The organism is Shimia sp. R10_1, from assembly GCF_017744095.1.
In the GTDB taxonomy this organism is placed as follows: domain Bacteria; phylum Pseudomonadota; class Alphaproteobacteria; order Rhodobacterales; family Rhodobacteraceae; genus Shimia.
In genome coordinates this window covers 853,730-879,586 of sequence record NZ_JAGHQX010000001.1, presented here as the reverse complement: position 1 = coordinate 879,586, position 25,857 = coordinate 853,730, and the positions used below count along the sequence as shown (strand labels likewise).

Annotated in this window: 25 protein-coding genes; 10 read left to right on the top strand and 15 right to left on the bottom strand. The window is 56.9% G+C overall.

Annotated features, from left to right (window positions below):
- Together J7413_RS04135 and J7413_RS04130 are read right to left on the bottom strand one after the other, a co-directional pair.
- Positions 1–1,491, bottom strand: coding sequence for an adenylate/guanylate cyclase domain-containing protein (locus tag J7413_RS04135; RefSeq protein ID WP_209096657.1), 1,491 nt, complete (start codon positions 1,489–1,491; stop codon positions 1–3).
- Positions 1,492–1,652: 161 nt separating this feature from the next.
- Positions 1,653–2,276, bottom strand: a complete 624-nt coding sequence (locus tag J7413_RS04130; protein WP_209096656.1) for a J domain-containing protein — start codon at positions 2,274–2,276, stop codon at positions 1,653–1,655.
- 74 nt (positions 2,277–2,350) lie between these two features.
- Here J7413_RS04130 and J7413_RS04125 point away from each other — a divergent pair, with 74 nt between their 5' ends.
- Positions 2,351–2,611: a BolA family protein gene (locus J7413_RS04125; protein ID WP_209096655.1), complete on the top strand. Its 261-nt coding sequence runs from the start codon at positions 2,351–2,353 to the stop codon at positions 2,609–2,611.
- 31 nt (positions 2,612–2,642) lie between these two features.
- Here J7413_RS04125 and J7413_RS04120 read toward each other — a convergent pair whose 3' ends face one another.
- The 3 genes from J7413_RS04120 to J7413_RS04110 form a co-directional block, all read right to left on the bottom strand.
- Positions 2,643–3,107 carry a DUF4177 domain-containing protein gene (locus J7413_RS04120; protein WP_209096654.1) on the bottom strand — a complete coding sequence of 155 codons (465 nt, stop codon included), beginning with the start codon at positions 3,105–3,107 and terminating at the stop codon, positions 2,643–2,645.
- A 46-nt stretch (positions 3,108–3,153) separates the two neighbouring features.
- On the bottom strand, positions 3,154–3,747 hold the full coding sequence (locus J7413_RS04115; RefSeq protein ID WP_209096653.1) for a class I SAM-dependent methyltransferase: 594 nt from the start codon (positions 3,745–3,747) through the stop codon (positions 3,154–3,156).
- 110 nt (positions 3,748–3,857) lie between these two features.
- Complete coding sequence (locus J7413_RS04110; protein WP_209096652.1) at positions 3,858–4,358, bottom strand: thioesterase family protein; 501 nt, start codon at positions 4,356–4,358, stop codon at positions 3,858–3,860.
- Positions 4,359–4,745: 387 nt separating this feature from the next.
- Between J7413_RS04110 and J7413_RS04105 the strand changes: the two genes are divergently transcribed.
- Positions 4,746–6,275, top strand: coding sequence for a tetratricopeptide repeat protein (locus J7413_RS04105; RefSeq protein WP_209096651.1), 1,530 nt, complete (start codon positions 4,746–4,748; stop codon positions 6,273–6,275).
- Positions 6,276–6,368: 93 nt separating this feature from the next.
- Here the strand turns inward: J7413_RS04105 and J7413_RS04100 are convergent, their stop codons facing one another.
- Positions 6,369–6,833, bottom strand: a complete 465-nt coding sequence (locus J7413_RS04100) for a nuclear transport factor 2 family protein (RefSeq protein WP_209096650.1) — start codon at positions 6,831–6,833, stop codon at positions 6,369–6,371.
- Positions 6,834–6,939: 106 nt separating this feature from the next.
- On the opposite strand from J7413_RS04100, the gene J7413_RS04095 reads away from it, so the two are divergent.
- Positions 6,940–7,848, top strand: coding sequence for a LysR family transcriptional regulator (locus J7413_RS04095; RefSeq protein WP_209096649.1), 909 nt, complete (start codon positions 6,940–6,942; stop codon positions 7,846–7,848).
- 135 nt (positions 7,849–7,983) lie between these two features.
- Here the strand turns inward: J7413_RS04095 and gatB are convergent, their stop codons facing one another.
- The 4 genes from gatB to pepN form a co-directional block, all read right to left on the bottom strand.
- The gene (gene gatB, locus J7413_RS04090; protein WP_209096648.1) at positions 7,984–9,492 is read right to left on the bottom strand and encodes an Asp-tRNA(Asn)/Glu-tRNA(Gln) amidotransferase subunit GatB; all 1,509 of its coding nucleotides are present in this window, start codon (positions 9,490–9,492) and stop codon (positions 7,984–7,986) included.
- A 74-nt stretch (positions 9,493–9,566) separates the two neighbouring features.
- The gene (locus tag J7413_RS04085; protein ID WP_209096647.1) at positions 9,567–10,898 is read right to left on the bottom strand and encodes a hypothetical protein; all 1,332 of its coding nucleotides are present in this window, start codon (positions 10,896–10,898) and stop codon (positions 9,567–9,569) included.
- Positions 10,899–11,010: 112 nt separating this feature from the next.
- Complete coding sequence (locus J7413_RS04080) at positions 11,011–11,442, bottom strand: hypothetical protein (RefSeq protein ID WP_209096646.1); 432 nt, start codon at positions 11,440–11,442, stop codon at positions 11,011–11,013.
- The gene (pepN, locus tag J7413_RS04075; protein ID WP_209096645.1) at positions 11,439–14,000 is read right to left on the bottom strand and encodes an aminopeptidase N; all 2,562 of its coding nucleotides are present in this window, start codon (positions 13,998–14,000) and stop codon (positions 11,439–11,441) included. Before pepN ends, J7413_RS04080 begins: the two co-directional genes overlap by 4 nt.
- A gap of 212 nt (positions 14,001–14,212) precedes the next feature.
- On the opposite strand from pepN, the gene J7413_RS04070 reads away from it, so the two are divergent.
- The 3 genes from J7413_RS04070 (at position 14,213) to J7413_RS04060 (ending at position 17,667) form a co-directional block, all read left to right on the top strand.
- Positions 14,213–16,345: a malate synthase G gene (locus J7413_RS04070; RefSeq protein ID WP_209096644.1), complete on the top strand. Its 2,133-nt coding sequence runs from the start codon at positions 14,213–14,215 to the stop codon at positions 16,343–16,345.
- Positions 16,346–16,396: 51 nt separating this feature from the next.
- Positions 16,397–16,822, top strand: coding sequence for a heme-binding protein (locus J7413_RS04065; RefSeq protein ID WP_209096643.1), 426 nt, complete (start codon positions 16,397–16,399; stop codon positions 16,820–16,822).
- A 65-nt stretch (positions 16,823–16,887) separates the two neighbouring features.
- Complete coding sequence (locus J7413_RS04060; RefSeq protein WP_209096642.1) at positions 16,888–17,667, top strand: gamma-glutamyl-gamma-aminobutyrate hydrolase family protein; 780 nt, start codon at positions 16,888–16,890, stop codon at positions 17,665–17,667.
- A gap of 167 nt (positions 17,668–17,834) precedes the next feature.
- Here J7413_RS04060 and J7413_RS04055 read toward each other — a convergent pair whose 3' ends face one another.
- From J7413_RS04055 to J7413_RS04045, 3 genes are all read right to left on the bottom strand, one after another.
- Complete coding sequence (locus J7413_RS04055) at positions 17,835–18,008, bottom strand: hypothetical protein (RefSeq protein WP_209096641.1); 174 nt, start codon at positions 18,006–18,008, stop codon at positions 17,835–17,837.
- 123 nt (positions 18,009–18,131) lie between these two features.
- Positions 18,132–18,377, bottom strand: a complete 246-nt coding sequence (locus tag J7413_RS04050; protein ID WP_209096640.1) for a hypothetical protein — start codon at positions 18,375–18,377, stop codon at positions 18,132–18,134.
- A gap of 405 nt (positions 18,378–18,782) precedes the next feature.
- The gene (locus tag J7413_RS04045) at positions 18,783–19,535 is read right to left on the bottom strand and encodes an SDR family oxidoreductase (RefSeq protein WP_209096639.1); all 753 of its coding nucleotides are present in this window, start codon (positions 19,533–19,535) and stop codon (positions 18,783–18,785) included.
- A gap of 300 nt (positions 19,536–19,835) precedes the next feature.
- Between J7413_RS04045 and J7413_RS04040 the strand changes: the two genes are divergently transcribed.
- From J7413_RS04040 to J7413_RS04030, 3 genes are all read left to right on the top strand, one after another.
- Complete coding sequence (locus tag J7413_RS04040; protein WP_209096638.1) at positions 19,836–20,303, top strand: methyltransferase; 468 nt, start codon at positions 19,836–19,838, stop codon at positions 20,301–20,303.
- A 132-nt stretch (positions 20,304–20,435) separates the two neighbouring features.
- On the top strand, positions 20,436–22,007 hold the full coding sequence (locus tag J7413_RS04035; protein WP_209096637.1) for a Re/Si-specific NAD(P)(+) transhydrogenase subunit alpha: 1,572 nt from the start codon (positions 20,436–20,438) through the stop codon (positions 22,005–22,007).
- A 13-nt stretch (positions 22,008–22,020) separates the two neighbouring features.
- Positions 22,021–23,559: an NAD(P)(+) transhydrogenase (Re/Si-specific) subunit beta gene (locus tag J7413_RS04030; protein WP_209096636.1), complete on the top strand. Its 1,539-nt coding sequence runs from the start codon at positions 22,021–22,023 to the stop codon at positions 23,557–23,559.
- Positions 23,560–23,761: 202 nt separating this feature from the next.
- Here the strand turns inward: J7413_RS04030 and J7413_RS04025 are convergent, their stop codons facing one another.
- Both J7413_RS04025 and gap read right to left on the bottom strand, forming a co-directional pair.
- Positions 23,762–23,905: a hypothetical protein gene (locus J7413_RS04025; protein ID WP_209096635.1), complete on the bottom strand. Its 144-nt coding sequence runs from the start codon at positions 23,903–23,905 to the stop codon at positions 23,762–23,764.
- A 96-nt stretch (positions 23,906–24,001) separates the two neighbouring features.
- A complete protein-coding gene (gap, locus tag J7413_RS04020; RefSeq protein ID WP_209096634.1) occupies positions 24,002–25,000 on the bottom strand; it encodes a type I glyceraldehyde-3-phosphate dehydrogenase in 999 nt (332 codons plus the stop codon).
- Positions 25,001–25,397: 397 nt separating this feature from the next.
- Here gap and J7413_RS04015 point away from each other — a divergent pair, with 397 nt between their 5' ends.
- Positions 25,398–25,856 (top strand): (2Fe-2S)-binding protein, encoded by a 459-nt coding sequence (locus J7413_RS04015; protein ID WP_209096633.1) that lies wholly within the window; start codon positions 25,398–25,400, stop codon positions 25,854–25,856.
- Position 25,857 lies beyond the last annotated feature (1 nt).

Genomic DNA, 25,857 nt, shown 5'->3' with positions numbered 1-25,857 from the left:
TTACATCGCGTCTAAAACGCCGCGCACCGCCGTGGCGATTTTATCGCGTGTTTCCTTGTCCAGGCCTTGCATATGCACGACCAAGTTTTCGCCCTGATCGGTCGCCGTGGCCGAACGACGATTGGTGCCGTGACGCAGGACACGATAGGGGGTGATTTCTCGGGAAATGCCTTTGAAATGTTGGGGGGCGAGCGGTTCAGCTGCGACAAGATCTTTGGCATGGGCGTAGGTTTCATAGCTCATCACAATACCGCCGGGCTCGGCAATCCCTTCAAGGCGCGCCGCCAAATTCGCCTCAGCGCCAATGATCGTGTAATCCATACGTGTTTCAGAGCCAAAGTTGCCGACATTGCAATACCCCGTGTTCAGCCCCATCCGGGCGCGAAACGGGTGCTCAATCCCGCGCGCGCGCCAAATTTGTTCCAGCTCATCCAGTCGTGCCTGCATGTCCAAGGCCATTTTGACGCAAGCGCGGGCATCTTCTGCCACGCCCTGACTGGTGGGATCTCCAACAAAGGCGACGATGGCATCGCCGATAAACTTGTCGATGGTGGCGCCATGTTTTTCGGCGATCAGCCCCATCTCTGTGAAATATTCGTTGAGCAGGGCGGTCAGTTCTTCGGGTTGCATCCGCTCGGTTGTGGCCGTGAAGTCTTTGATGTCGCTGAAAAACACGGTCAATTTTTTGCGTTCAGTGCTGATGGAGGCATCGCGCTCCCCCTCAAAGATCGAACGATAGACCTGTGGTTCGAGATACTTGGAAATCTTGAGCGAAACATCTGCAAGAAAGGCGTTGTTTTCGCTCAGTTCCGCGTTGGCGTCGCGAAATTTTCCAGCAAGCTGCAATTGATGGCGGGCAAAGATCACCACCAGTGTGCCGGCGATCAGCATGTATCCCAAAAGAAACTTGAACGAACTCAGGTTGAGGGAGAGCGGCTGGCGTACATGTACGATTTGCAATCCACGAATGTGGTCCCCCTCCTTGAGCGGGGCGGCCACGGTGAGGCGGTGCCCCAAAAGCCCGCCTGCCTCCTGCACAATATGCGGGCGTTGGTTTTCAGGATCGCGCAGCCGCTCCAGAGCGTGGCGTTCAAAGTCACTCAGTTCGGTTGTGGGGACACCAGCTTGCGGATCTTCAAACACAAAGCGAAAGGTGGTGCCGGGCAGAATCTCGGAAAACCTCTCAGACAACGCGATTGTCGCGGCATCGGCCGAAAGGGGGGCGGGTTCTGTGACGTTGGATTCGCGGTACATCAGCGTGGCTTGTTCGGCGCCCGTTGTGCTGGCAGCGGCGCTGCCTACGCTGATCTCGTAGTGATCGCGAATTTCATACATGAGCTTGTTCAAGCCATTGGCCTGGCGATGCAGATTGTGGTGGGACAGGCTGTTAAGATCCAGCCAAAGCGCGACGGGCAAAAGGGCGATCGCGGTGAGCGCCACCAAATATAGCTGTTTGGGATGTGCTGTCAGATGGTCGATCAGTTTTTGCATATATGCCCCCAGCTGTCATAGTGAGTCCGCTTATGAAGACGCTAGAGCGCAAACCCAAGGGTGGGAACCGCTATTCAGAAGAAACGGCCCAATCGGCAATATAATGGCAACAAAAAAGGCGCGCCCAACTGGTCGCGCCTTAGATTAAGTTTTATCTGCAATTATTTGAAATTGCGGCTGTCTTTGATCTGATCCCAGGCCCAGACAACTTCCTGCAGCTGCTCTTCCTGGCTCCGGTCGCCGCCGTTCATATCGGGGTGCAACACTTTGATGAGCTTTTTGTAGGCTTTGCGCACTTCGGCTTTGGTCCAGTGATCCTTGGCCTCAAGAATTTCGATGGCACGACGTTCTGTTGGAGGCAGGCGTTTGCCGCCACCGCCACCTTTGCCAGGGTTTTGCGTGGCGTTGCCGCCCAGCACCTGATGTGGATCTTCGATGCCCAGACGCGCCCAGGCACGCGTTTCTGGATCTACAAATTTCTTGGTCTCGCGCTCCCAGACTTTGTCCTTGGAGTTCTGCGCGTTCATTTCGGCTTCGGTCTTGCCGTCAAAGAAGTTCCATTTCAGGTTATATTCCCGCACGTGGTCTTTGCAGAACCACTTGAACTCGTCCAACACATCGGGCGCGCGTGGGGCGCGGTAAACACCGGCCTCTTCACAGCCGGGATGCTCGCACACACGTGTGGAGGTTTCGGATGCGCCTGTCATGCTGCGCCGTCCGCGCGGGTTTTTCTTCTTCGCCGACTTCACGGACATATCGAAACCAAAGGGATCTGATTTGGTCATGAACTCACCTTTTCGACTCGGAGCAGAGAGTTTACCCTAACCTGACGCAGATTGAAGAGGCTGGGCGTAGAAAAATGAGCGTTGCACAAGAAATTCACAATAAGTTGGTTGCCGCTTTTGCGCCTGCTGAGCTGGAAGTCGTTGATGACAGCGCCAGCCACGCCGGTCACGCTGGTGCGCCAGGTGGTGGGGAAAGTCATTTCAACGTGCGGATCAGAGCGGCGGCCTTTGCTGGGCAGTCACGCATTGCACGCCACCGCGCGATTCACGCAGCACTTGGCGCGGATTTGATCGGACGTATTCACGCTTTGGCGTTGGATATCGACGCGGCCTAGGTCGCCCTCTGCAGCGGCGGGCGCGTTCCGATCAGTCTTGCTTAAGCGAGTCCACGCCGGCGCGCACGACGTCGTCTTGGTCACGCGGTTCGGCATTTTCAGTGCTTTCTGAATCATCCCCCTGATCCAGATCTTCGGTTTCAGGCGCAGTTTCAGGCGCGTCATTGGCCTGCGTTGTTGCCTCAGCTTCTGCTTGCTGCGCTTCGTCACTTGGTGCCGGGAGCGCGGCGGGCGCTGGCGCATTGCCGTCTGCGTTTTCGTCCACGGATTTTGAGCGGCGATACACCAGCACAGTGCGATAGGTTGTGGTGGTGCTGGTTAGGCCACTGCGCTCTTCGCTTGGCAGCGTCTCTGCGCGCAAAAATTCCCAGCCGTCCGCTGCAAGCGTATTCATGTGCAATTCCAGCGTGTTGGCAAAACGTGCCTCCGGGCCTTTGATCCCTTTGCCTTTCTGGCCACGTGTTGGGGCAGGCACCACTTTGTATTCAAATGTCATCGTTTAAAGTCCAAAATAGATATCTGTTGAGTTGTTGTGTGCGGCTTTATCCGCGCAATTTTTTTGGCAGCAAGCGTAGCCGCTCTGGGTAGGTTGGCAGCGCGGAGGTTTCTTTTCGCATGGCCCAGCTTGGAAAGCTGTCTTGCGGATCGCGCTGTTTGGAATTGGCCGTGCGCATAATGGGCTGGCCCAATTCATCGGCAAGGGCGTCGACACAGATCTCCACCAGAGGCCATTTCTTGTGGTAGTCATGGCCCGCGATCATGCCGCCAACCTTCACCTTGGCAAACCAGTCAAACATGGTTTTGCCACGCTCTTCGCCCGTATGGGCGTACCCATCTATATAGACAAAATCAAAAAACTCATCAGGAAAGGCGTCCAGAGCCTGCTCAAAGCTCATGCGCAGGAGCCAGTAAGGTTTGCCCATTCCCACGTTCTTGAGCGCCTTGATGTACTCCGCCGTATCGTGATGATCGCCATAGAGATCGACGCCATACAGCTCTTTGAACAAGCCGGTTTCCATCAGGCGTCTGGAATACCAGCCACCCGCCACCCCCAACTCGATGCCGATAAGGCCGTCGCGTTCCAGAAAAAGAGGCAGCTCCTTGCGCTCTTGCAGAATGTCGATCACGTCTACCATTGCGGCTCAGCTATTCACGGATTGGCGCGCAGGGTCCAGCATGCATCCCAAAGAGGGGCGGTCTTTGCGACAAAACGTGGCTTGGCTGCATCGTCCGGTGTCCTGAGACCTCAGCCTGTGGCTGCCTGCGCGGGCTTGCGGCGAATGCCCATCTGGCGCCCCACACGTGACGGCCGCGGCAGGGCGCGATGGGCGTCCGCCATCTCTGCAAAGCCTGTCAGGATGTGTGCTGGCATGGGGGCCACCCGGGGGCCGGATTGGTCGATGTGCAGCCCCAGACCTTCACCTGTTGCGGAAAGCCAGCCATCTTCGTGCCACAGCTCCTGATAGAAATGAAAGCTCTTTTCATCGTGATCCAACAGCTGAAAATGTGCCGTGACCTTGTCACCCAAATGCAGTTCTTTCAGATAGCAAAGATGGAATTCTGCTGAAAATGTGGTGTTGCCCGTGGCCGCCCGATAGGGCGCATCGAGGCCCAATTGGTCAAACACTTGGTCGACACCTCGATCAAACAGCACATTGTAGTAGGCCATGTTGAGATGACCATTGAAATCAAGCCATTGCGCCTCAACTTCCATGGGCGATGAGATAAATGGGGCGCCGAAGGCCATGGTGGAGCTCCTGTTGTTTTTCAAAATTTTATGATCCGCGCGAGATGGCTTATCAAGGAAAACTTGCTGGGTGTTCCGGCACCTTGGCGTATGCCGACTGGCGCGGAACTGTGCATGCGCGCAACAACTTTTAGCTGTGCGACCATGGCGATCTCGTGTCTCTTGCGGTGGCTTTTGCGACTTTATACACGCGTCCACATGTGGAGGGGGCGTGCGCTTAGCACGGCAGTGGACGGATTGGTCGTCCCTGTGGCCAGTGGTGCATCTGACAACGTCACCAAGACAGGATCGCCGATTTCGGCGGGAATTTGACCATGCGATTTGCCCGTTTTGCGCGCAGCAAAGCGTGGGCAGACATTGATAAAAAACTTAAGAGGAACATCCTTGATGTTTGACCTATTCCGAATGCGACCGTACATCGGTGCGGCTGGTGTTGTGGCGGCCGTATTGTCGCAGCCGTTGGCGGCGCAAAGCGCTGATCAAGCTGCAGATCCCGCTGCGTTGCACGAAAGCTGTGAGGCCGGTGAGCTGGCCAGCTGTTATGAGCTGGGACATCTTTACTACAGCGGCGAAGGCGTTGAATGGGACGAAGCCAAAGCGGCGGCGTTGTATGTGCGGGCCTGTGAGGCGGGATTTGACCGCAGCTGTGCGGATGCAGGGTACATGTATGCGCGCGCCCGTGGTGTTGAGGCGGATCAGCTGCGGGCGGCGAATTACTATGCCGTTGGCTGCGAAGCTGGGGAGAGTTGGGCCTGTACCCCGGTTGGACGCATGTATGAATTGGCGACCAGTGATGACAGCGCTGGTGTCGCGCAAGATCTGGCAAAAGCTGCGAAGTTCTACACACTGGCCTGCGAGGGCAAAGAGCACGAAGGCTGCGCCTATCTCGGCATCTTGCAAGAGGAGGGGCGTGGGGTTGCGCAAGACTATGATCTTGCGATCACCAACTATGAAACGGCCTGCTATGGTGCGGGTCTGTCACTGGGCTGTTCCAAATTGGGGTTCTTGGCCCTTGAAGGGCGCGGCATGGCGCAGGATTTCAAGACTGCTGCACTCTTGCATTCATATGGATGTGACAGCGAACAGTGGGCAAGTTGCCGCGCGCTTGGGCAGATTTATGAACACGGGGAGGCCGGTATCAAAAACGGCCGCCTTGGGATGAGCATGTATTTACAGGCCTGCGAGGGAAGCTACGGCTATGATGCGGATGCCTGTGCTTTTGCGGGCATTCTTTATGAAAACGGCGACGTTGTGCCCGAAGACACACAACGGGCGATCACGTATTTTGAGCGCAGCTGTGAGGGCAATTCTGGCACGGGCTGTGGCAAGCTTGGCAGTGCATACGCCTTGGGAATTGGGGTAGAGATCGATTTGCCCAAAGCTGCCCAGTTTTCTGAGATGGCTTGTGATTTGGGCAACACGATTGGATGCTACAACACCGGTTTGGCTTACGGGATGGCACGTGGTGTCGAAGAGGATTTACCTCGAGCGTTCACATACTATCAGACAGCATGTGACAAAGGGCACGTTTATGCCTGCACCAACCTTGGCGATGCGTATTCCAAGGCGAGAGGTGTCGAGCAGGATCATCAGAAGGCGCGCGCACTTTATGAGCAGTCCTGTGAAAAGGATGACGGGCTTGCGTGTTACAACTTGGCCTGGGTGTACCGCGATGCAGAAGACGTTGCGCAAGACTACACGAAGGCTTTCGATTTGTTCATCTTGGCATGTGAGAAAGAAAACATGAGAGGATGTTACGCTGCGGGGTATCAATACCTGAATGGCGAAGGTGTCGAGAAAGACAAAGAGCAAGCCGAAGCCTATCTCAATCAGGCCTGTGAGGCGGATATTCAACACGCCTGCGACCTGTTGGAAGAAGAGTTCGGCGGTTTTAAGTTTAAGAAGAAGAAACGCTGACCCACGCCCAGCTTACTCAAACGGCCCGCAGTTTCTCCTGCGGGCCGTTGTTCTTTGCTATGCATGCGTATCTGTTTGAACTGAGGTGTGTATTTACTGTGCGACCTCAAAGTGGTCTTCGCGTAAGAGCGCTGTCCCGTCAGGCTGAAGCACCCAAAGCTCATTTGTGATGATGCCCTGTGCGTTGTTCATTTTCCAATCAGCGGAAACCTGTGCGGCGCTCAAAGAGGTATCGACAACCTTGGTGACAGTGTTTGCGTACACAATGTCATCATAGCCATTCTCAATCAGGTTCTGCCAGAAGGCTTCAATCGCTTCGCGGCCTTCAAAGGTGCCAAAGGGTTTGGCAACCATGATTGCGTCTGCTTCATAAAGAGCGGCCGCGGCGGCGGCATCGCCTGCATTAAAGGCATCGCGCCATGCGCGGCTTGCGGTTGCAACTGCAGTGGAGAGGGCAAACTCTTTTGCCGCGGCGTCTTCAGCGTCTTGGGCGAATGCGGGTGCTGTCAGGCTCATCCCCAGTGTTGCGACAAGTGAGAGGAGGGAAAGACGTTTCATGATGGTGCTCCTTTGGTCAGGTTCTTGACCTTGAGCTAGGGTGTTTTGCTTGTATGAAAAACAGGAATAGTGTGAAGTATTAGTTCACATTGAGAGAACAATAATCATGCTGTCCCATCTACCAAAGACCTTTCTGGCGATTGTCGAAACCGGATCTATCACCGCCGCCTCTGAGGCACTTGGGCTGGCAAAATCGGCCGTCAGTCAAAACTTGAAGCGTCTGGAGCAGCAGCTTGATGTCAAACTGGCGGTCAGAACCACGCGTAAAATCACTCTTACCCCCGCAGGAGAGCGCTACTATCACCGCTGTAAGGAGATCGTGGCTCTGTCGCAGAGCGCCCGCACAGAGATGGAAGCCTATGGTGCCACACCGAGAGGGTCATTCTCTATAACCGCACCGCATGCGCTTATTGCGCCGGTGGTTGCGCCTGCCTTGGCATCGCTGGTGCGTCGGTTCCCAATGCTTGAGCCGCGTGTGATTGCGGATGATGCACGGTTGGATCTGGTGGCAGAAGGCATTGATCTGGCGCTGACGGTTGGCGCTCTGCCGGACAGCAGTTTTAAGGCACAGCGTGTTGGGGCATTGCAGGATGTTTTATGTGCCGCGCCGAGTTTGCTGCAATCCGGGCCACCCCAATCAGAAGCTGCGTTTTTTGAGTGGGTTCAAACCCTGCCTTATGTGGCCCATATGCGCGAACCCACCAACCTGCATTATCAGGGGCACGCGCGGTCGGCAGATGCGCCTCTGAAACTTCGTTTCCGATCTGGCATGCGCGCCAACACCATGGAGGCGATAGTTGCCTTGGCAAAAGAGGGCTTGGGCGTGGCATTGCTGCCTGATGTTGCGGTGGCAAAAGACTTGAATGATGGGCAACTGGTGAGAGTTTGCCCGTCGCATCCGACGGAGCCTATCCCGATTTATGCGGTGCACGCCTATGACGCGATGGCGCCGCTGTCCGTGCGCAAAGCCGTGGCGGCACTGCGCGCAAGGATGGGTGAAATTGCTCTGGATTGAGCGGCTCTGTGACGCCTAAAATCAGCAGTCATGAACCGGCTGATGGCCTCTGTTAACCTTTGAAACGTGAAAACGCGCCGGTTTTTACACCGACGCGTTGCCGTTGCGATACAGACGCAATACCGATGTGGCGTGTTAGCCGTTCAGCTTCTGCGCCACCAATTGGTTAACGGCCTTCGGGTTGGCCTTGCCACCGGTGGCTTTCATCACCTGACCCACAAACCAGCCCGCCAGTTTCGGGTTCTGTTTGGCTTTCTCCACCTGAGCAGGGTTGGCCGCGATGATTTCATCCAGCGCCGCTTCGATTGCGCCAGTGTCGGTCACCTGCTTGAGGCCTTTTTCTTCAACAATCTTAGCGGGATCGTCTTTGGTCTCGATGTGGATTTCCAGCACGTCTTTGGCGATCTTGGTGCTGATTTCATCAGAAGCGACCATGGCCAGAATCGCGGCATTGGCTTCTGGTGCGACCAGTTCTTGTGGGCGAACCTCAGCCTTGTTGGCGCGGCCCAGCACTTCGTTGATCACCCAGTTTGCGGTCTTCTTGCCGTCGCCTTTGCCCACGGAGGCTTCAAAGTAATCGGCCAGATCCACTTCGGCTGTCAGCACAGACGCATCATACTCGGTCACGCCGTAGTCTTTGATAAAGCGCGCTTTTTTCTGGTCGGGCAGCTCTGGAAGGGTCTTGGCGATATCATCCACCCAGTCCTGTTCGATCTCCAGTGGCAGGAGGTCGGGATCGGGGAAGTAGCGATAATCATGCGCTTCTTCTTTGGAGCGCATGGAGCGGGTTTCGTTTTTGTCCGGATCATAGAGACGGGTCTCCTGATCGACGGAGCCACCGGCCTCGACAATCGCGATCTGGCGACGGGCTTCATATTCGATCGCCGCCTGAATGAAGCGCATGGAGTTCATGTTCTTGATTTCGCAGCGGGTGCCGAGATGCGAGAAGTCCTGTGTTTCCATGTACTTCTCATACTGGCCCGGACGGCAGATGGAGACGTTCACATCGGCGCGCAGGTTGCCGTTCTGCATGTTGCCATCACAGGTGCCCAGATAGCGCAGGATCTGGCGCAGCTTGGTGACATAGGCGGCAGCCTCTTCAGGGCCGCGGATGTCAGGGCGGCTGACGATTTCCATCAGGGCGACACCGGTGCGGTTCAGGTCCACGAAGGACATGTTCGGATCCATGTCATGCACGGATTTGCCGGCGTCCTGCTCAAGGTGGATACGCTCAACACGCACCAAACGTGCAACACCGGGGCCCATGTCCACAAGGATTTCGCCTTCGCCCACAATGGGTTCATAAAGCTGGGAAATCTGGTAGCCCTGCGGCAGATCCGGGTAGAAGTAGTTCTTGCGGTCAAAGGCGGACTTCAGGTGGATCTCGGCATTCAGACCGAGCCCTGTGCGCACCGCTTGCTCGACGCAGTATTCGTTGATGACAGGCAGCATGCCCGGCATTGCGCTGTCCACGAAAGCCACATTGGCGTTGGGCTCTGCACCAAAGGTGGTGGAGGCACCGGAGAACAGTTTCGCATTGGAAGAAACCTGCGCGTGCACCTCCATACCAATGACCAGTTCCCAGTCATGTTTGGCACCCGCGATCACTTTGGGCTTGGGGGTCTCATATGTCAGGTCGAGCATCGCTCACGCTCCTTAAATCTCTGGCTGGTCTGCGTTCTAGGCCAGCGAGAGATAAGGAGCAAGAGGCAGCAGGCCTATGGGCTGATCTGAGTGATGCCTTCAGGGGAGAAATTGACGGTTTGGCCGGCTTTTAGGCTGGTCATGAACGGCATGGCGACGGCTTGCAGGGCCACATCGCGGCCTTTTTCTGACAGGCGCTCCTTTGAAATGACGCGCGATGTGTTTTCAAATCCGATTTCCGCGTGGCCCCAGATCAGGGGGTGAATTTCGCGCAAATGATCATGTACAACCATGTCAAACCCATCCCGCAAAGCCGGTGCGATTGTGTGGTCTAGCGTTCCAGTGTCATATTGACTGCGCGCAAACTGCCAGCTGCGGTGCAGATGTGCCGCCATAAGGTTCGCTGCGTGTTGGCTGCCATGCCTTTCCAGAGCGTCGGCGACGCCATCCAGGAAGTAGTCTATTTCGACTTCGGCCAGGCCGTTTGGATCCACCAGCAATGCGTCAAACCAGACCCAAGCATAGGCGCCTGCGCCCCAGAGTTCATAGGTTTGCGCGGCGATCCGGCGCGCCTGCAGGTCGAGTTGATCAAAACTGCCATACCAACGCGGCAGCAGATAATTTCCCAGCGTGCGCATGTGGCGTGGGTTGAAAGGGTCGAGCGCGATGAGGGATTCATATTCGGCGCATAGGGCTTTGGTCGGCTCCGCTGCACCGGGCAGAAGCGCGCAGCGTGCAGCAGAAAGAGCCGGCGAGTGATGTTTCACCGGGCAATACCGTTCCAGGATTTTCTGGGCACGCGCAAAATGCGCTTGAAAGGCTTCTCTGTTGATTTCGCGCTCATCATCTCTGGCGATGGCACCGCGCCAGGCCCAGCCGACATCAATGTGCATGAGCGCCACGACCAAGGCGATTGGGTAGCTGTCCGGGATGTCCTCCAGCAAATACTCCATGGCTTCGATACCATGAAAGAAGTCAGCGTCCTCAGCAGGTTTGCCGTGTAAAAGTGCATGTTCGGCCGCGCGCACCACGTCTGATCGTGCGCCAAAAAGCATCAGTTCAGACAGCGGCGTGCCTGAATTTGTGGCAGCGCGATTTTGATCATGAGTGCGCACGTAGTCTTCGAGTTCGTCCCAACGCTCCTGGCGGGCCAAAAACTGCCCCTGCGCGCGCAGGCGTTCGCTTTCAATTTGATCAGGCGTCGCAGCGTTGATGGGAATTTGGAGTCTTGGCAGCAGATCACGATAGGTTTGCTGTGCTTGGCCGGCGCGCGTGTCCGGCGCATTTGGGCGCGACGTCGCAAAGGGGTTGCCCAGTCTGCGCAGCACTGGAGCCGCAAATGTGGAAGCGCGCGCGGCATTGGGGCCAGATCGCGTGCTTGACCGTTCTTTGGAAAAGAATTTCATTTTGGCTCCGTTTGGTACTGGAGCTCACTATGAAATTGCTTTCAGGCCAAAAAAGGGCATGAAGTTGAAATCATGCCGTCAAACTCGCGACGGGACGTTGGGCAGATGGGTTTCAGATCAGCCGCAGCCGGTCGCGATTTACGGGGATGCTCAAGTGGTTAAACGCGGCCTCAAGTTCGGCGCGGGGCGGCAAAACGTCTTGTGGAATCCGGACTTTGGCGCCGTCATACATCACCAAAGTTATGCGGAAGGCGACGTTCAGTCGTGTTGCGATCTGAATAGACTGGATTTTCCCAAGCGCGATGTCGGCCTCTTGTGTGGCGTTTTTCCAGCGCACTTCATCCTCCGTCAGGGCAAAGCTGGCCTGCGGATTGAACAGAACATCCACCAGCGTCGGGAGTGCAAAGAGCGAGAGGAAGGCCACAATTGCCCAGTGGGTGCCCGCAAAAAGCAGGCCGCCCAAGGCGATAATGGTCAGCGCCAAAACAATGAGGCTGCGCCGGTTGCGACCTTGGGCGGTATGGCTGAGGAGGGTTTCGGTCATGCGTTCAGGATACGTGTCACCATTTCGGTGGTGTCTCGGCTCAGGCTTGGTTGGTTGGCGATGCGTTCAAGCTCAGTTTTGATTTTTGCCTGACGCGCGGAATCGTAGCGTTTCCATGTCTGGAAAGCGCTGCACATGCGCGCAGTGGTTTGCGGGTTCACCGGGTCTAGTTTGATCAGCCAATCAGCCAAGAGGGTATATCCCGCGCCGCTTTCGTGGTGGAACCCTGCATGATGCATCGCCAAAACGCCCATCACCGCGCGGAAGCGGTTCGGGTTTTTCCAATCGAAATCCGCATGCTCGGTGAGTGCTTGCGCAGTTGAGGCGACGGATTCTGGTATGGCTTGCATGATTTGCATGGAGAACCATTTGTCGATCACAAGGCGATCATTTTGCCACTGATCATAAAACGCCTGCAGTGCATCAGCGCCTTTATCTGCATCCAGCAGGGCACCGAGGGCAGCGAGCTGCAGGGTCATGTTGTCCGCCGCCGCATATTGTTTGGCTGCGGCTTTGCCGCCGTCCAGACGTGTCAGCAGAGAGAGTGCTGCATTCGCTAGGCTGCGTTGGCCAGCCGGGCCAGCATCTGGTCGGTAGGGGCCGTCAACCTGATTGGCGGCATAAAGCCTGGGCAGAATGTCAGAGAACGCTTGCGCTTTTGCCTCGCGCAGCGCTTCGCTGGCACTGTGAATCGCAGCAGGATCAGGGATCTGACCCTCTTTGTGTAAAGTGGCGGCAAGTTCAGATTGTGATGGCTGACCAAGCATCAGGGCGCGGTACGCTGGGTCGAGAGTATCATCTGCCAACAGCGCTTTCAGGCCATCTAGGTAGGCCGCGCTGGGCGCTGCGCCGGTTCGAATTGAGTTGAGTAGGCTGTCACGGGCCAGATCACGGCCCGCTTCCCAGCGATTGAACGCATCGGTGTCATGCGCCAGCAAAAACGCACGGCGGGTGTTGTCGATGTCGTGGGTCAGGGTGACCGGTGCTGAGAAGCCGCGCAGGATGGAGGGCACCGGGCGCGTTGCTTGGCCGGTGAAGCTGAAGCTCTGCGCTGCCTCCGTCAGTTCCAGAATCTGGGTCGGCAGCACTTCATCGCCATTGCCATTTAGAAGTCCAACAGCCACGGGAATGACCTGTGGCGCCTTTTTGTCCTGCCCCGGGGTTGGTGCGCTTTTCTGGCTGAGGTGAAGCGTAAAGGTGTCTCCCTCATATTCCTCACGCACGGTGACTTCGGGCGTGCCGGATTGGGAATACCAGAGTTTGAATTGGCTTAGATCACGGCCGGTGCTGTCCTCAAACACTTTGATCCAATCCTCGATGGTGCAGGCTTGCCCGTCGTGGCGGTCAAAATAGAGGTCCAGCGCTTTGGCGTAGGCGTCATCCCCAACAAGGGTTTTGAGCATGCCAATAACTTCAGCGCCTTTTTCATATACGGTCGCTGTGTAGAAGTTGTTGATTTCCTGAAAGCTTTCTGGGCGCACGGGGTGGGACAGCGGGCCCTGATCCTCCGGGAACTGGCGCGCGCGCAAAGCGATAACATCATCGATGCGTTTCACCGGTTCAGAGCGCATATCGGCGGTGAACTGGGCATCGCGGAAGACGGTGAGGCCTTCTTTCAAGCACAGCTGAAACCAATCACGGCAGGTGATGCGGTTGCCTGTCCAATTGTGGAAGTACTCGTGGGCAATGATCGCTTCGATGCGTTCAAAGTTGCCGTCAGTCGCCGTTTCTGGCGAGGCCAAGACACAGGAGCTGTTGAAGATGTTCAGCCCTTTGTTCTCCATCGCGCCCATGTTGAAGTCATCCACGGCGACGATGTTGAACTCATCGAGGTCATATTCCCGGCCATAGACCTCTTCGTCCCATTTCATGGACTTTTTGAGGGCTTCCATGCCGAAGGCGCATTTGTGCTCATCGCCGGGGCGCACCCAGATGGCGAGTTTGACGGGCTTGCCCGACATGGTGGTGAAGCTGTCCTCGTGGGCGATCAGGTCGCCCGCCACCAGGGCAAAGAGGTAGGCCGGTTTGGGCCATGGGTCTGTCCAATTGGCAAAGCCCGCGCCGCTTTCTCCGCCGTTGCCATTTGACAGCATGATGGGCGTGTTGTCGCCATCGGCCTCAATGCGTACATCAAACGTGGACATCACATCAGGGCGGTCGGGGTAGTAGGTGATCTTGCGAAAGCCTTCGGCCTCACATTGGGTGCAGTACATGCCGTTTGACATGTAAAGCCCCTCTAGGGCTGTGTTGGCTTGTGGGTTGATTTCGACTTCTGCTTCCCAGGTGAAGGGGGCGTTTGGCACATCTGCTTCCAGCCCGCCATCCACAAAGCGCGGCGTAATTTCTGCGCCGTCAATCTTTGCCGAAATCAATTTAAGGTCTTCACCATGAAGGAAAAAACGGTTGTCCGGCGCGTCTGGGTTTGGCCGAAACTGAATTCTGGAAAGAACGCGTGTGGCCGTTGGATGCAGCTGAAAAGTGAGCGCGACGCTGTCCACGATGAAGCCAAATGGCGTGTAATCTTTGAGGTAGAACGTCTGTGGCGCTGCGTCTTTCATCGAACTCTCCATACAGTGTGTGCCATCGGTGTAATTCATCCATCGCTGCCTGCAAGAGGAGATGCGCCATTCTCTGCGCAAGCCTAAAGGCTGCAGGGACTATTCGGTTTTGTTTGAAAATATCTTTGGTAAAAAAAGATAACCAATTTTGTTGCCTATCGGAAACTCATGCCTTAATTGGGAAACGACACAAGCCAAATGGGAGAGCCGCGATGACCGATCGGGTGGAGAAGCACGGGCTGCAAATTGCTCAGGAACTCTATGATTTCATTGTAGATCAAGCGTTGCCGGGAACGGGCGTCGCGGAAGATGCATTCTGGGCGGGGCTGAGCGCATTGGCGCATGATTTTGGTCCGGAAAACCGCGCGTTGCTGGAAAAGCGCGAAGAAATTCAGCAGAAGCTGGATGGCTGGCATTTGGGGAACAAAGGCAATGTGCATGATGCCGAGGCCTATCAAGCCTTCTTGAAAGAGATCGGCTATCTGGTGCCCGAAGGTGAGGATTTTGCGGTTGAAACTGCCAATGTAGACCCTGAGATCGCGGCCATTCCTGGCCCTCAGTTGGTTGTGCCGATCACCAATGCCCGTTTCGCCCTGAACGCCGCCAATGCCCGTTGGGGCAGCCTTTATGATGCGCTCTATGGCACCGATGCTATGGGCGATTTGCCTGCAGGTGGTGGGTATGACGCGGCGCGCGGCGCGCGCGTGATTGCCTGGGGGCGGGATTTCCTTGACCGCGCAGTCCCTCTGGCGGAAGGCTCCTGGAGCGATGTGTCTTCTTTGAGCGTTGTTGATGGCGCTTTGAAGCCCGCGCTTAAGAACGTCAGCGCTTTTGCCGGTCATGTGGGAGATGCTGAAGATCCGTCCCGTATCGTTTTGAAGAACAATAGCCTGCATGTGGTCATTGAGATTGATGCGGCAGGCAATATTGGCGCGAGCGATGCGGCCAATATCAATGACATCACCCTGGAAAGTGCGCTGTCCACGATCATGGATTGCGAAGATTCCGTGGCCTGTGTGGATGCCGAAGACAAGGTTGTTGCCTATAGCAACTGGCTGGGTTTGATGAAGCGCGACCTCGCAGAAGAGGTTTCCAAAGGTGGCAAGACCTTCACCCGCGTTTTGAACGATGATGTAACCTTTACGGCAGCGAACGGTGATGAAACCGTTTTGAAAGGCCGCTCCTTGATGTTGGTGCGCAACGTTGGCCACCTGATGACCAATCCTGCGGTTCTGGATCGAGACGGCAATGAGATTGGCGAAGGGCTGATGGATGCGCTGGTCACGGTGATGATCGCGATGCATGACCTGCAGCAAGAAAGTGGCAACTCGGTGCATGGATCGGTTTACGTTGTAAAGCCGAAGATGCACGGGCCGGAAGAAGTGGCCTTCTCTGATCGTATCTTTGCTAAGGTTGAAGATGTGCTTGGTCTGCCGCGCAACACGGTGAAAATGGGGATCATGGATGAGGAACGCCGCACCTCGGCCAACCTCAAGGAATGTATCCGCGCAGCGAAGTCCCGCGTCGCCTTCATCAACACCGGCTTCCTTGATCGCACTGGCGATGAGATTCACAGCTCTATGGAAGCTGGGGCCTTCCTGCGCAAAGGTGAGATGAAGGCAACCCCATGGATTGCGTCCTATGAGGATCGCAATGTGGATATTGGACTGGCCTGTGGCCTGCAGGGCAAGGCGCAGATTGGTAAGGGCATGTGGGCCATGCCGGATCTGATGGGCGCGATGCTGGAGCAGAAGATCGGCCATCCGAAATCCGGCGCAAACTGTGCCTGGGTACCGTCCCCCACTGCGGCGACATTGCACGCGACACATTATCATGAGGTTGATGTGCTGGCGCGCCAGGATGAGATCAAAGCAGGTGGTCTGCGCGGGACATTGGATGACCTGCTGACCATTCCCGTGCTGGATGGGCAGAACCTTTCGCCAGAAGAGATTGCAGCAGAAGTTGAAAACAATGCTCAGGGTATTCTGGGCTATGTGGTGCGCTGGATTGATCAGGGCATTGGTTGTTCTAAAGTGCCAGACATCAACAATGTTGGTTTGATGGAAGACCGTGCGACCTGCCGGATTTCCAGCCAAGGTCTGGCGAATTGGCTGCATCAGGGCGTTGTTACGCAAGAGCAGGTGATGGCCGCGATGCAGAAGATGGCTGTCGTGGTTGATGGCCAGAATGCCAGCGATCCGCTGTATGTGCCGATGGCGCCGAATTTTGACGGGGTCGCATTCCAAGCGGCCTGTGATCTGGTCTTTAAGGGGCGGGTGCAACCGTCTGGCTATACCGAGCCAGTCTTGCATGCGCGACGCCTCGAACTGAAGGCACAGGCATAATATTCAAGGTCAGGGCCATGCCCTGACCTTCCTTTATGGGAAGGAAACACCATGACAATTTCGTTGCGCCGCGCGCGTACTATCATCCGTAAGGCATTGGAAAAAGGCCGTGAAATGGAGCTGAAGCCCCTGTCGGTTGTGGTTTTGGACGCAGGTGGCCACGTGCAGGCGTTTGAGCGTGAAGATGGCGCGGCACCCGGGCGTTTTGCCATTGCCCATGGCAAGGCTTACGGCGCGGTGATGCTGGGCATGGCGGGCAGCGCACAGATGGCGCGAGCCGAGCAGCAGGCCTATTTCATGGCGGCGGTAAACGGGGTTTACGGCGGGCAGGTTGTGCCCGTGCCGGGCGGTGTGCTGCTGCGCGACAAGAAAGGCGCTGTGATTGGCGCCGTGGGCGTGACTGGGGACACGTCTGATAATGATGCAATTGCCGCAATGGCGGGCATTGATGCGGTTGGATTGACCGGCGAAATCTGATCGGGGCTTTCTCTTAAGCTGCGCAGCGCCTATGTTGAGCTGCGCAGCAAGACAAAGAGGCTTTCATGACGCGACCAGTCGTCGGGATTATCGGAAACCACCACCTTATTAATGACGAGTATCCAGCACATGCTGGGGGAGCCATGAATTCCGAAGCGGTTTCAATGGTTTCTGGTTGTATGCCGCTGCTTGTTCCTGCGGACCCGCGCTATCTGTCCGTTGAGGAACTGCTGGCAACCTGTGATGGCTTTCTGCTGACGGGCGGGCGGCCAAATGTCCATCCAGAGGAATATGGGGAAGCGGCCACGGAGGCGCATGGCGCGTTTGATCGGGCGCGGGATTCGATTGTGCTCCCGCTTGTGCGGGCCTGTGTGGAATCTGGGCAGCCGTTCTTTGGGATTTGTCGGGGATTTCAAGAGGTTAATGTTGCCATGGGCGGCAGTCTTTACCCCGAAATTCGCGATCTGCCGGGGCGGGACAACCACCGCATGCCGCCAGATGGCACGCTGGAAGAGAAATTTGAGCTGCGCCATATCGTGACCTTTAGCGAGGATGGGCCCTTTCACAAGCTTATGGGCGCGCGCGAAGTTCTGACCAACACTTTGCACGGGCAGGGCATCAAACGACCGGGAAGCCGTGTGATTATAGATGGTTACGCGCCTGATGGGACGCCAGAGGCAATCTACATCAAAGACGCGCCGGGCTTTACCATGTCGGTGCAGTGGCATCCGGAATGGCAGGCGGGGGTGGACCCTGTGAGCCGCCCGCTTTTTGAAGCCTTTGGCGAGGCGGTGCGGGCCTGGTCTGCCAACAAAGAAGCGCGGCCGGTTCTGAAATCCGCCTAAAGGTTAACGCCAGAAAACGTTGATTTCGCACGTCGGTATTGCGTCTGTATTGCAGCGGTATCGCGACGGTGCGTTTTTCCGACCGCGTATTGGTTAAGGTGGCGACGGTCTTAAACGGAAACGCGGGGTCCGAACCCGTCAGTCAGGCAGGATGCGCAGTGCTGGCCTCATTCTTCGACAGGTGTGGTGGGTGCAGCTTCGATGGAGGGAAGCTCAACGTTTTCGACATCTGGCAACGAGACGCTGATCGACAGAACGATGAAGAGCATCGCGACCGCAACCGCCGCAATGGCAAAGAAGCTGAGGATGGTGCCGCGCCTTGATTTGGATCCGGTGGACATAGGCGTCTCCTGAAAGATATGGGCATTGGTGATGCGCCAAGCTGGTGAAGTTTTTGGGAAGGTCAACACCCGCAGTGCAGGTGCCGACAGAGCGCCATTGGGGGATGGCGGGATCAGCACGGCTTATTCGGCCGGGGCGACGATCAATCCGCTTTCCAAAGCTGCAGTGAGCTCGTCCTCATCAACCGCGCTGTCGCCGCTGGTATCAACCGCGTTGAAAGCCTCTGGGGTGAGCGACGGATAGACCGTTGCCATTTCGTCAAATGAGATCAGGCTGTCGCCGTTTTGATCGACCTCTGCGACGGTCAGGGCAAAAGAAGGCGCTGCGATCAGGGCGGCAAATGATGTGGTGAGTGCGAAGCGACGCATGGGTGTTCTCCTTGATGTAAGCACAGCGGGACTGTCTCGCCGTGTGCTATAAAACTTCATCAGAGGTGAAATATTATCAATATCAATGGCTTGCGAGATTTTGCCGATGGCGGGCTCTTGCTGGGGCGCAGTGGCGAAACCCTGCCGAACCTGACACAGCGGCGCGCAGTGGCACTGCCCCGGCCAGAGATTTAACGGGGTTGCGCTGGGTCGCGGGCCGTCAGGGGCTTGGGCAGTTTGAAGCTGATTGTGAGCGGGGGCTTGCTGTTTGTGGATTTGACACGCCACCGCCCACAGGCTGAGTGGTCACATCGGCGGGCTTACGCTCGCAAATGTGACGAATTTAGAGACTTCAGGGGCGCGACTCAGCCGCAGTGCGGTTTTATGCAGCGAGCCAAAGGCGCGCTACAGCTCTCCGCCGGAGACCTGAATCATCTGACCGCGGATCGAGTCAGCCATATCAGAGCAGAGGTAGAGTGCGGAATGGGCGACCTCCTCTGGGGTGATGAGACGGCCATGGGGATTGACGCCCACCATCATGTGGCGGGCTTCTTCCTCGCTGCAGCCGGTGCGGGCCATGATGCTCTCGATGTTTTGGTCGATGATTGGGGTTTCCACATAGGCGGGGCAGATCGAATTAAAGGTGATGGGTTTGTTGGCGTAATCGGCGGCCAGTGATTTGATCATGCCGTTGACTGCGTGTTTCGTAGTGGAATAGGCGGGGGCACCTTTGAGCCCGCGCAGACCTGCGATGGAGGAGATCACCATGACCCGGCCCCAGTCGGTCTGAGTCATGGATTTGAGGCTTTCGCGGATGGTGAGGAAAACGCCATCGATGTTGATGGACATCATCTTGCGCCAGAATTCCATATCGGTTTTGTGCAGTGCGCGGCCTTCGGCAATGCCTGCGTTGGCGACGCAGATCTGGATCGGGCCACGCGCCGCAACGGCGGCAGCCACGCCTTCGACGACGGAGCTTTCATCGGCAACATCCATCGCCAAAGGATGCAGACCATCGGTGGCGGCCTCTTCCAGAACATTCAAGCGCCGCCCCGTGATGGTGACTTCTGCGCCCTCAGCCGCCAGCGCGCGGGCAATGGCAAGACCGATACCGGTGCCGCCGCCTGTCACAAGAGCGTGTTTTCCGTGCAGTGACATTGTGATCTCCTCCCTCTGTGGTTTAGCGTGAGAGTAGCGGGAGCGGCGGTTCTGACAAGCAGTGTGGCTGCAAACGCCGCGCCGTCATTTTGAGCGCATCGCATGGAACGGCGGCACGATCCTTACAAAACCTGTGTGCTTTTCGTTTCATTTTTCCAAAAACAGCAGACATTCTGTCCTTTTTCGCAATTGAGGCATTTTGTGCCGTTGCGTCATCGGCTGAGATCGCTAAACGGGAGGGGACGCTGTTGCGTCGGAGCAGACGCACGAAGCGTCGCAAGCCAGTCTAGGAGCCTGTGCATGACCATCGCCGCAAGACGGTATTTTTGTGACCTGCCACCCGTGTGGCTTGTGGCGGCCCTGCTTTTCTCTTGGGGTCAGGCGCGGTATTTTTCGTTAGGATTAAGTTTCGGCCCGGTTTGGGCAGACCTGTTGGGCGGGTTGCTGGTGGGTGGCGGTGGCGTGCTGGTCATGTTGGCGATCATGGAGATGCGGCGGCATCGCACCACACTGCATCCACACCATGACGCTGCGCATTTGGTTCAGAGCGGGATCTTTCGTCGCTCGCGCAATCCAATATACCTTGCGGACCTGATGATTTTGACAGGGTTTATCCTGTTTTGGGATGCGGTGCTTTCGCTGCCGCTTGTGCCCTTGTCCCTGTGGATGCTGGAGCGGCGCTTTGTGATCCCGGAAGAAAACCGTTTGCGGCGTCAGTTCCGCATGGATTTTGCAAAATACTGCGAAAAAACGCGGCGGTGGCTGTGATGCCGTTGCGTCGACTGCGCCAGTTGATGGCTTGTTTGCTTGTGCAGCAAAAAATTGGCGTTAAAACTTTATGCAAGTGCAGAACGTTTGCGTGAAATATTATTGCTTTGACTCTGAAGGGGGATAAGAAAGGTGAAAATAGGTACACCAAAAGAGGTGTTTGAGGGCGAAAACCGGGTCGCGATGACGCCGGATTCGGCCAAGCAGCTCCAGAAACTGGGCTATGACTGTGCCATCGAAAGTGGTGCAGGTGCCGGCGCAGGCTTTTCCGATGCGGCCTATGAGGCAGCGGGCGTTGAGGTGGTCAAAACCGCAGCGGGCCTTTGGAAAGAGGTCGATATTGTTGCCAAGGTGCGCCAGCCAAACGCCACTGAACTCAAGCGTCTGACTAAAGGCAAAACGCTGATTTCCTTCTTCAACCCGGCGGGCAATGAAGAGGGCATGGAGGCGGCCAAGGCCAAAGGCGCCAATGTGATCGCCATGGAAATGGTGCCGCGTATTTCGCGCGCGCAGAAAATGGACGCGCTGTCCTCTATGGCGAACATCGCGGGCTACCGTGCCGTGATCGAGGCGGGCAACAACTTTGGCCGGTTCTTCACCGGTCAGGTGACCGCCGCGGGCAAAGTGCCGCCAGCCAAAGTGCTGGTTGTGGGCGCCGGTGTGGCCGGTCTGGCCGCGATTGGCACCTCCACCAGCCTTGGCGCGATCACCTATGCGTTTGACGTGCGCCCCGAAGTGGCGGAGCAGGTCGAATCCATGGGTGCGGAGTTTGTCTATCTCGACTTTGAGGAAGAGCAGGCGGATGGCGCGGCCACTGGTGGCTATGCCTCTGTGCAGTCTGACGAATTCCGCGAAGCGCAGCTGGCGAAGTTCCGTGAGCTGGCACCCGAAGTGGACATCGTGATCACCACAGCGCTGATCCCGAACCGCGCAGCACCGATCCTTTGGACCAAGGATATGGTTGAGGCGATGAAGCCGGGTTCCGTGATTGTTGACCTTGCTGCAGAGCGCGGCGGCAACGTGGAAGGCACCGTTGCGGATGAGAAGGTTGTGACCGACAATGGCGTGACCATTGTGGGCTATACCGACTTCCCAAGCCGGATGGCGGCGCAGTCCTCCAGCCTCTATGCGACCAATATCCGTCACATGATGTCTGACCTCACGCCTGAGAAAGACGGGCAGGTCAATCACGACATGGAAGATGACGTGATCCGTGGTGCGACCGTAACCTTTGAGGGGGAAATCACCTTCCCGCCGCCACCGCCCAAAGTGCAGGCGATTGCAGCCAAGCCCAAAGAGGTGGTGCCGGAGTTGACCCCGGAAGAGAAGCGCGCGGCAGAAGTGGCGGCGTTTAAGGCGCAGACCAAACAGCAGGTGACCCTGCTGGGTGTCGGTGGTGCGCTGCTCTTGCTGGTGGGGCTGGTGGCCCCGGCGAGCTTCATGCAGCATTTCATCGTGTTTGTGCTGGCCTGTTTTGTGGGCTTCCAAGTGATCTGGGGCGTGGCGCACAGCCTGCACACGCCGTTGATGGCGGTCACCAACGCGATTTCGTCGATCATCATTCTGGGTGCCTTGATGCAGATCGGCTCGGGGAGCTTCCTCGTGATCCTGCTGGCGGCGCTCTCTGTTTTCATGGCCGGGATCAATATCTTCGGCGGTTTCCTCGTGACACGGCGCATGCTCGCCATGTTCCAGAAATCCTAAGGAGGTCTGAGCAATGGACTTTGGTTTTACGACCGCCGCTTACGTTGTTGCGGCAGTGCTCTTCATCCTGTCCTTGGGTGGTCTGAGCAATCAGGAAAGCGCGAAGCGCGCGGTGTGGTATGGCATTGTCGGCATGGCGCTGGCGGTGTTTGCCACGCTGATTGGCCCCGGTGCCGGCCTGTGGTGGCTGTCTGTACCGCTGATCGTCGCCGGTGGCGCGATCGGCTATCAGCTCGCCAGCAAGGTTGAGATGACCCAGATGCCGGAACTGGTGGCAGGCATGCACGCGCTGGTCGGTCTGGCGGCTGTGTTTGTGGGCTTCAACGCGCATTTTGAGCTGGCCAATGTGCTGGCGCTGAAAGGCGCGATTGTGACCCTGCTGCCAGAGGTGGCGGGCATTCTGACCAGCCCGAAAGGCTTTGTCTGGCCTGCGGAACTGGCGCTGGTTGCCGAAACAAAGGCGCTGGTGGAGGAGTATAAGTCACTGGACGGTTTTGCCGCGCTTCTGGCGAAGAAAGATGCGGTGGAAGTGGGCATCCTGCGGATCGAGGCCAGCCTTGGCATCTGGATCGGTGCGGTGACCTTCACGGGCTCCGTCATTGCCTATGGCAAGCTCTCTGGCCGTGTGACCTCGGCGGCGGAAAAACTGCCCGGTGGCCACATGCTGAACGCCGGAGCGGCTGCGATCTCTGTTCTGTGCCTGATCTGGTACATGAACTCTGCCAGCCTGCTGCCGCTGTTGATCCTGACTATTGCGGCGCTGTTCATTGGCTATCACCTGATCATGGGCATCGGTGGCGCCGACATGCCGGTGGTTGTCTCCATGCTGAACAGCTATTCCGGCTGGGCTGCGGCGGCGATCGGTTTCTCCCTTGGCAACGACCTGCTGATCGTTGTGGGCGCGCTGGTGGGCTCTTCGGGTGCGATCCTGTCCTACATCATGTGTAAGGCGATGAACCGCTCCTTTGTGTCGGTGATCCTGGGCGGCTTTGGTGGCGCATCCGGTCCGGCCATGGAAGTGGAAGGCGAGCAGATCGCGATTGAGGCTGACGGTGTGGCGGCAGCGCTGGAGGATGCAGACAGTGTTGTGATCATTCCGGGCTACGGCATGGCGGTGGCACAGGCACAGCAGAATGTGGCGGAGCTGACCCGTCGTCTGCGTGCCAAAGGCAAGAACGTGCGCTTTGCGATCCACCCGGTTGCGGGCCGTCTGCCAGGCCACATGAACGTGCTCTTGGCGGAAGCAAAGGTGCCATATGACATCGTTCTGGAGATGGATGAGATCAATGATGACTTCCCGGATACGGATGTGGCCATCGTGATCGGCTCCAACGACATCGTGAACCCAGCGGCGCAAGAAGATCCGAACAGCCCGATTGCTGGCATGCCGGTTCTGGAGTGCTGGAAAGCGAAACAGGTGTTTGTCTCCAAGCGGGGGCAGGGCACAGGTTACTCCGGCATCGAGAACCCGCTGTTCTTCAAAGAGAACACCCGGATGTTCTATGGTGATGCGAAGGCGAGCCTTGATAAGCTGCTGACCATGATCGACTGATCCGGTTTAGGATAAAATGTGGAAAGGCGCTCCGGTTGGGGCGCCTTTTCTTTTGCCGGGTCTACGCCGCGCTGGCGGATGCCTCCGGCGGGGATATTTGAAGAATGAGAAAGCGGGGGGAGAGCGCGCATCTGCGCAGGGCTTCACACGCAGGAACAGAGAGGCTGCGTTGGTTATTGAAACGTGCCCTGAGGGGAAGGCACTATCGCCAGAAGGCAAGCCATTCGATCAGGTCGATGAATTTCTGGGCGAGGAAAAATGAGGCAGCGCTGTTGTTGAACACCACGTCGAGGCCCAGTCCTGTCAAAACAACAGCGCCGAGGAAAATCGCGATGGGATTGGTCATGAAGCGCTGCGCCCCCGGATGGTCGTGGTCAGAGCAGATATGCCTGACCCCATCCGAGGGCGCAAGATTTTGTCGTCTGTTTTAGGGGCTTTGGGCTTAGATGCGGCCCATTTTGGCCGCGACATCGGCCATGCGTGCGGAGAAGCCCCATTCGTTGTCATACCATGCCAGCACGCGCACCAGGCGGCCGCCGATGACTTTGGTTTGATCTGCGGCGAAGGTGGAGCTTTCGGTGGTGTGGTTGAAATCAACAGACACCAGCGGCAGGTCGTTGTAGCCCAGCACACCCTTCATTTCACCAGCGGCGGCTTCGGCCATCACGGCGTTCACATCAGCCTCTGTCACGTCTTTGGAAGCGGTGAAGGTGAGATCCACAGCAGAGACATTTGGGGTTGGCACGCGGATGGCGGAGCCGTCGAGCTTGCCTTTGAGTTCAGGCAGCACCTCACCCAGGGCTTTGGCGGCACCGGTGGAGGTTGGGATCATCGACATGGCCGCAGCGCGGGCGCGGTAGAGATCGTTGTGGCGACGGTCCAGCGTAGGCTGGTCGCCGGTGTAGGCGTGGATTGTGGTCATGATGCCGCTTTCGATGCCGAAAGCGTTGTTGAGCACTTTGGCCACAGGCGCGAGGCAGTTGGTGGTGCAGGAGCCGTTGGAGATCATGTTGTCATTGGCTTCGAGCTGATGATCGTTCACGCCAAAGACGATGGTTTTCTGCACGTTCTTCGCAGGGGCGGAGATCAGCACTTTTTTCGCGCCACGCTCCAGGTGCTTTTTGGCTTTCTCACCGTCGTTGAAGTTGCCGGTACATTCCAGAACGATGTCGACACCGTCCCAATCCAGCTCGTCCATGTCGTAGGTGGAATACATGCGCATCGGGCCTTGGCCCACGTCCATGGTGCCGTTGCCTGCGATCACTTCGTTGCGGAAGCGGCCGTGCACAGAGTCATAGCGGATCAGGTGGGCGGCTGTTTCCAGCGGGCCTGTGGCGTTGATTTTCACAACGCGCACATCTTCGCGCGCTTCCTCGGCAATGTGCATGAGGGTGCTACGGCCAATACGGCCAAATCCATTGATGCCGACGGTGACAGTCATGAGGCGCTCCTATGTTGCGCTGATGAATAGGGATTGGCCAAATCTATAGTCGTGATGGGAGGTCTTCGGAAGGTGAAATCCCGTGAAATATGAGTGTGTTAGCGATAAATTTCGCCGGTTCCGCTATCGGTGGCGATATCGGTTCCGCTCACGGTAGCGCTATCATTGGGCGGCGGTTTGTAAATTGTTGGTTAACGAAATCGCGGCGTGATCTGAAACAGGCGTCTTCGAATCACTTTGTTGGTTTGCACGACTGGGCAGCCGCGCAAGTTTTGTGAGGCGCAGTGCTCACTGCGATGCGGTGTGGGTGATTTTGGCACGATCTGCGAGTGAATTTACGCAAAGCTGAGGTATCTGGGAGACAACGCGACAGGTTCCAACGAACGGGAGACAGCTTATGCAATTGATCGTGGATGGACAAAAACATGAGGTGGATGTCGAGGATGACATGCCGCTTCTTTGGGTGCTCCGAGATGAGCTGAATATCAAAGGTGTGAAATACGGCTGCGGCGTTGCCGCTTGCGGGGCGTGCACGGTGCATATTGATGGCGTGGCGGTGCGCTCTTGTCAGACACCGGTGGCCGATGTGGATGGCGAAGTGACCACGATTGAAGGTCTTGGCCAGCCGGGGGCGCTGCATGCGGTGCAGGAAGCCTGGGTGGAACATCAGGTGGCGCAATGCGGCTATTGTCAGTCCGGTCAGATCATGCAGGCGGCCTCTCTGCTGTCAGACATTCCCAACCCGAGTGATGCCGACATTGATGACGCAATGAGTGGCAATCTGTGTCGCTGTGGCACCTATCCACGTATTCGCGCCGCTGTCAAAACAGCCGCTGCCAAATTGCAGGAGGTGTAAG

Excerpts from the sequence above, each read along its gene's own strand:
- J7413_RS04135 (WP_209096657.1), bottom strand. The coding sequence starts at position 1,491 with ATGCAAAAACTGATCGACCATCTGACAGCACATCCCAAACAGCTATAT.
- J7413_RS04130 (WP_209096656.1), bottom strand. The coding sequence starts at position 2,276 with ATGACCAAATCAGATCCCTTTGGTTTCGATATGTCCGTGAAGTCGGCG.
- J7413_RS04125 (WP_209096655.1), top strand. The coding sequence starts at position 2,351 with ATGAGCGTTGCACAAGAAATTCACAATAAGTTGGTTGCCGCTTTTGCG.
- J7413_RS04120 (WP_209096654.1), bottom strand. The coding sequence starts at position 3,107 with ATGACATTTGAATACAAAGTGGTGCCTGCCCCAACACGTGGCCAGAAA.
- J7413_RS04115 (WP_209096653.1), bottom strand. The coding sequence starts at position 3,747 with ATGGTAGACGTGATCGACATTCTGCAAGAGCGCAAGGAGCTGCCTCTT.
- J7413_RS04110 (WP_209096652.1), bottom strand. The coding sequence starts at position 4,358 with ATGGCCTTCGGCGCCCCATTTATCTCATCGCCCATGGAAGTTGAGGCG.
- J7413_RS04105 (WP_209096651.1), top strand. The coding sequence starts at position 4,746 with ATGTTTGACCTATTCCGAATGCGACCGTACATCGGTGCGGCTGGTGTT.
- J7413_RS04100 (WP_209096650.1), bottom strand. The coding sequence starts at position 6,833 with ATGAAACGTCTTTCCCTCCTCTCACTTGTCGCAACACTGGGGATGAGC.
- J7413_RS04095 (WP_209096649.1), top strand. The coding sequence starts at position 6,940 with ATGCTGTCCCATCTACCAAAGACCTTTCTGGCGATTGTCGAAACCGGA.
- gatB (WP_209096648.1), bottom strand. The coding sequence starts at position 9,492 with ATGCTCGACCTGACATATGAGACCCCCAAGCCCAAAGTGATCGCGGGT.
- J7413_RS04085 (WP_209096647.1), bottom strand. The coding sequence starts at position 10,898 with ATGAAATTCTTTTCCAAAGAACGGTCAAGCACGCGATCTGGCCCCAAT.
- J7413_RS04080 (WP_209096646.1), bottom strand. The coding sequence starts at position 11,442 with ATGACCGAAACCCTCCTCAGCCATACCGCCCAAGGTCGCAACCGGCGC.
- pepN (WP_209096645.1), bottom strand. The coding sequence starts at position 14,000 with ATGAAAGACGCAGCGCCACAGACGTTCTACCTCAAAGATTACACGCCA.
- J7413_RS04070 (WP_209096644.1), top strand. The coding sequence starts at position 14,213 with ATGACCGATCGGGTGGAGAAGCACGGGCTGCAAATTGCTCAGGAACTC.
- J7413_RS04065 (WP_209096643.1), top strand. The coding sequence starts at position 16,397 with ATGACAATTTCGTTGCGCCGCGCGCGTACTATCATCCGTAAGGCATTG.
- J7413_RS04060 (WP_209096642.1), top strand. The coding sequence starts at position 16,888 with ATGACGCGACCAGTCGTCGGGATTATCGGAAACCACCACCTTATTAAT.
- J7413_RS04055 (WP_209096641.1), bottom strand. The coding sequence starts at position 18,008 with ATGTCCACCGGATCCAAATCAAGGCGCGGCACCATCCTCAGCTTCTTT.
- J7413_RS04050 (WP_209096640.1), bottom strand. The coding sequence starts at position 18,377 with ATGCGTCGCTTCGCACTCACCACATCATTTGCCGCCCTGATCGCAGCG.
- J7413_RS04045 (WP_209096639.1), bottom strand. The coding sequence starts at position 19,535 with ATGTCACTGCACGGAAAACACGCTCTTGTGACAGGCGGCGGCACCGGT.
- J7413_RS04040 (WP_209096638.1), top strand. The coding sequence starts at position 19,836 with ATGACCATCGCCGCAAGACGGTATTTTTGTGACCTGCCACCCGTGTGG.
- J7413_RS04030 (WP_209096636.1), top strand. The coding sequence starts at position 22,021 with ATGGACTTTGGTTTTACGACCGCCGCTTACGTTGTTGCGGCAGTGCTC.
- J7413_RS04025 (WP_209096635.1), bottom strand. The coding sequence starts at position 23,905 with ATGACCAATCCCATCGCGATTTTCCTCGGCGCTGTTGTTTTGACAGGA.
- gap (WP_209096634.1), bottom strand. The coding sequence starts at position 25,000 with ATGACTGTCACCGTCGGCATCAATGGATTTGGCCGTATTGGCCGTAGC.
- J7413_RS04015 (WP_209096633.1), top strand. The coding sequence starts at position 25,398 with ATGCAATTGATCGTGGATGGACAAAAACATGAGGTGGATGTCGAGGAT.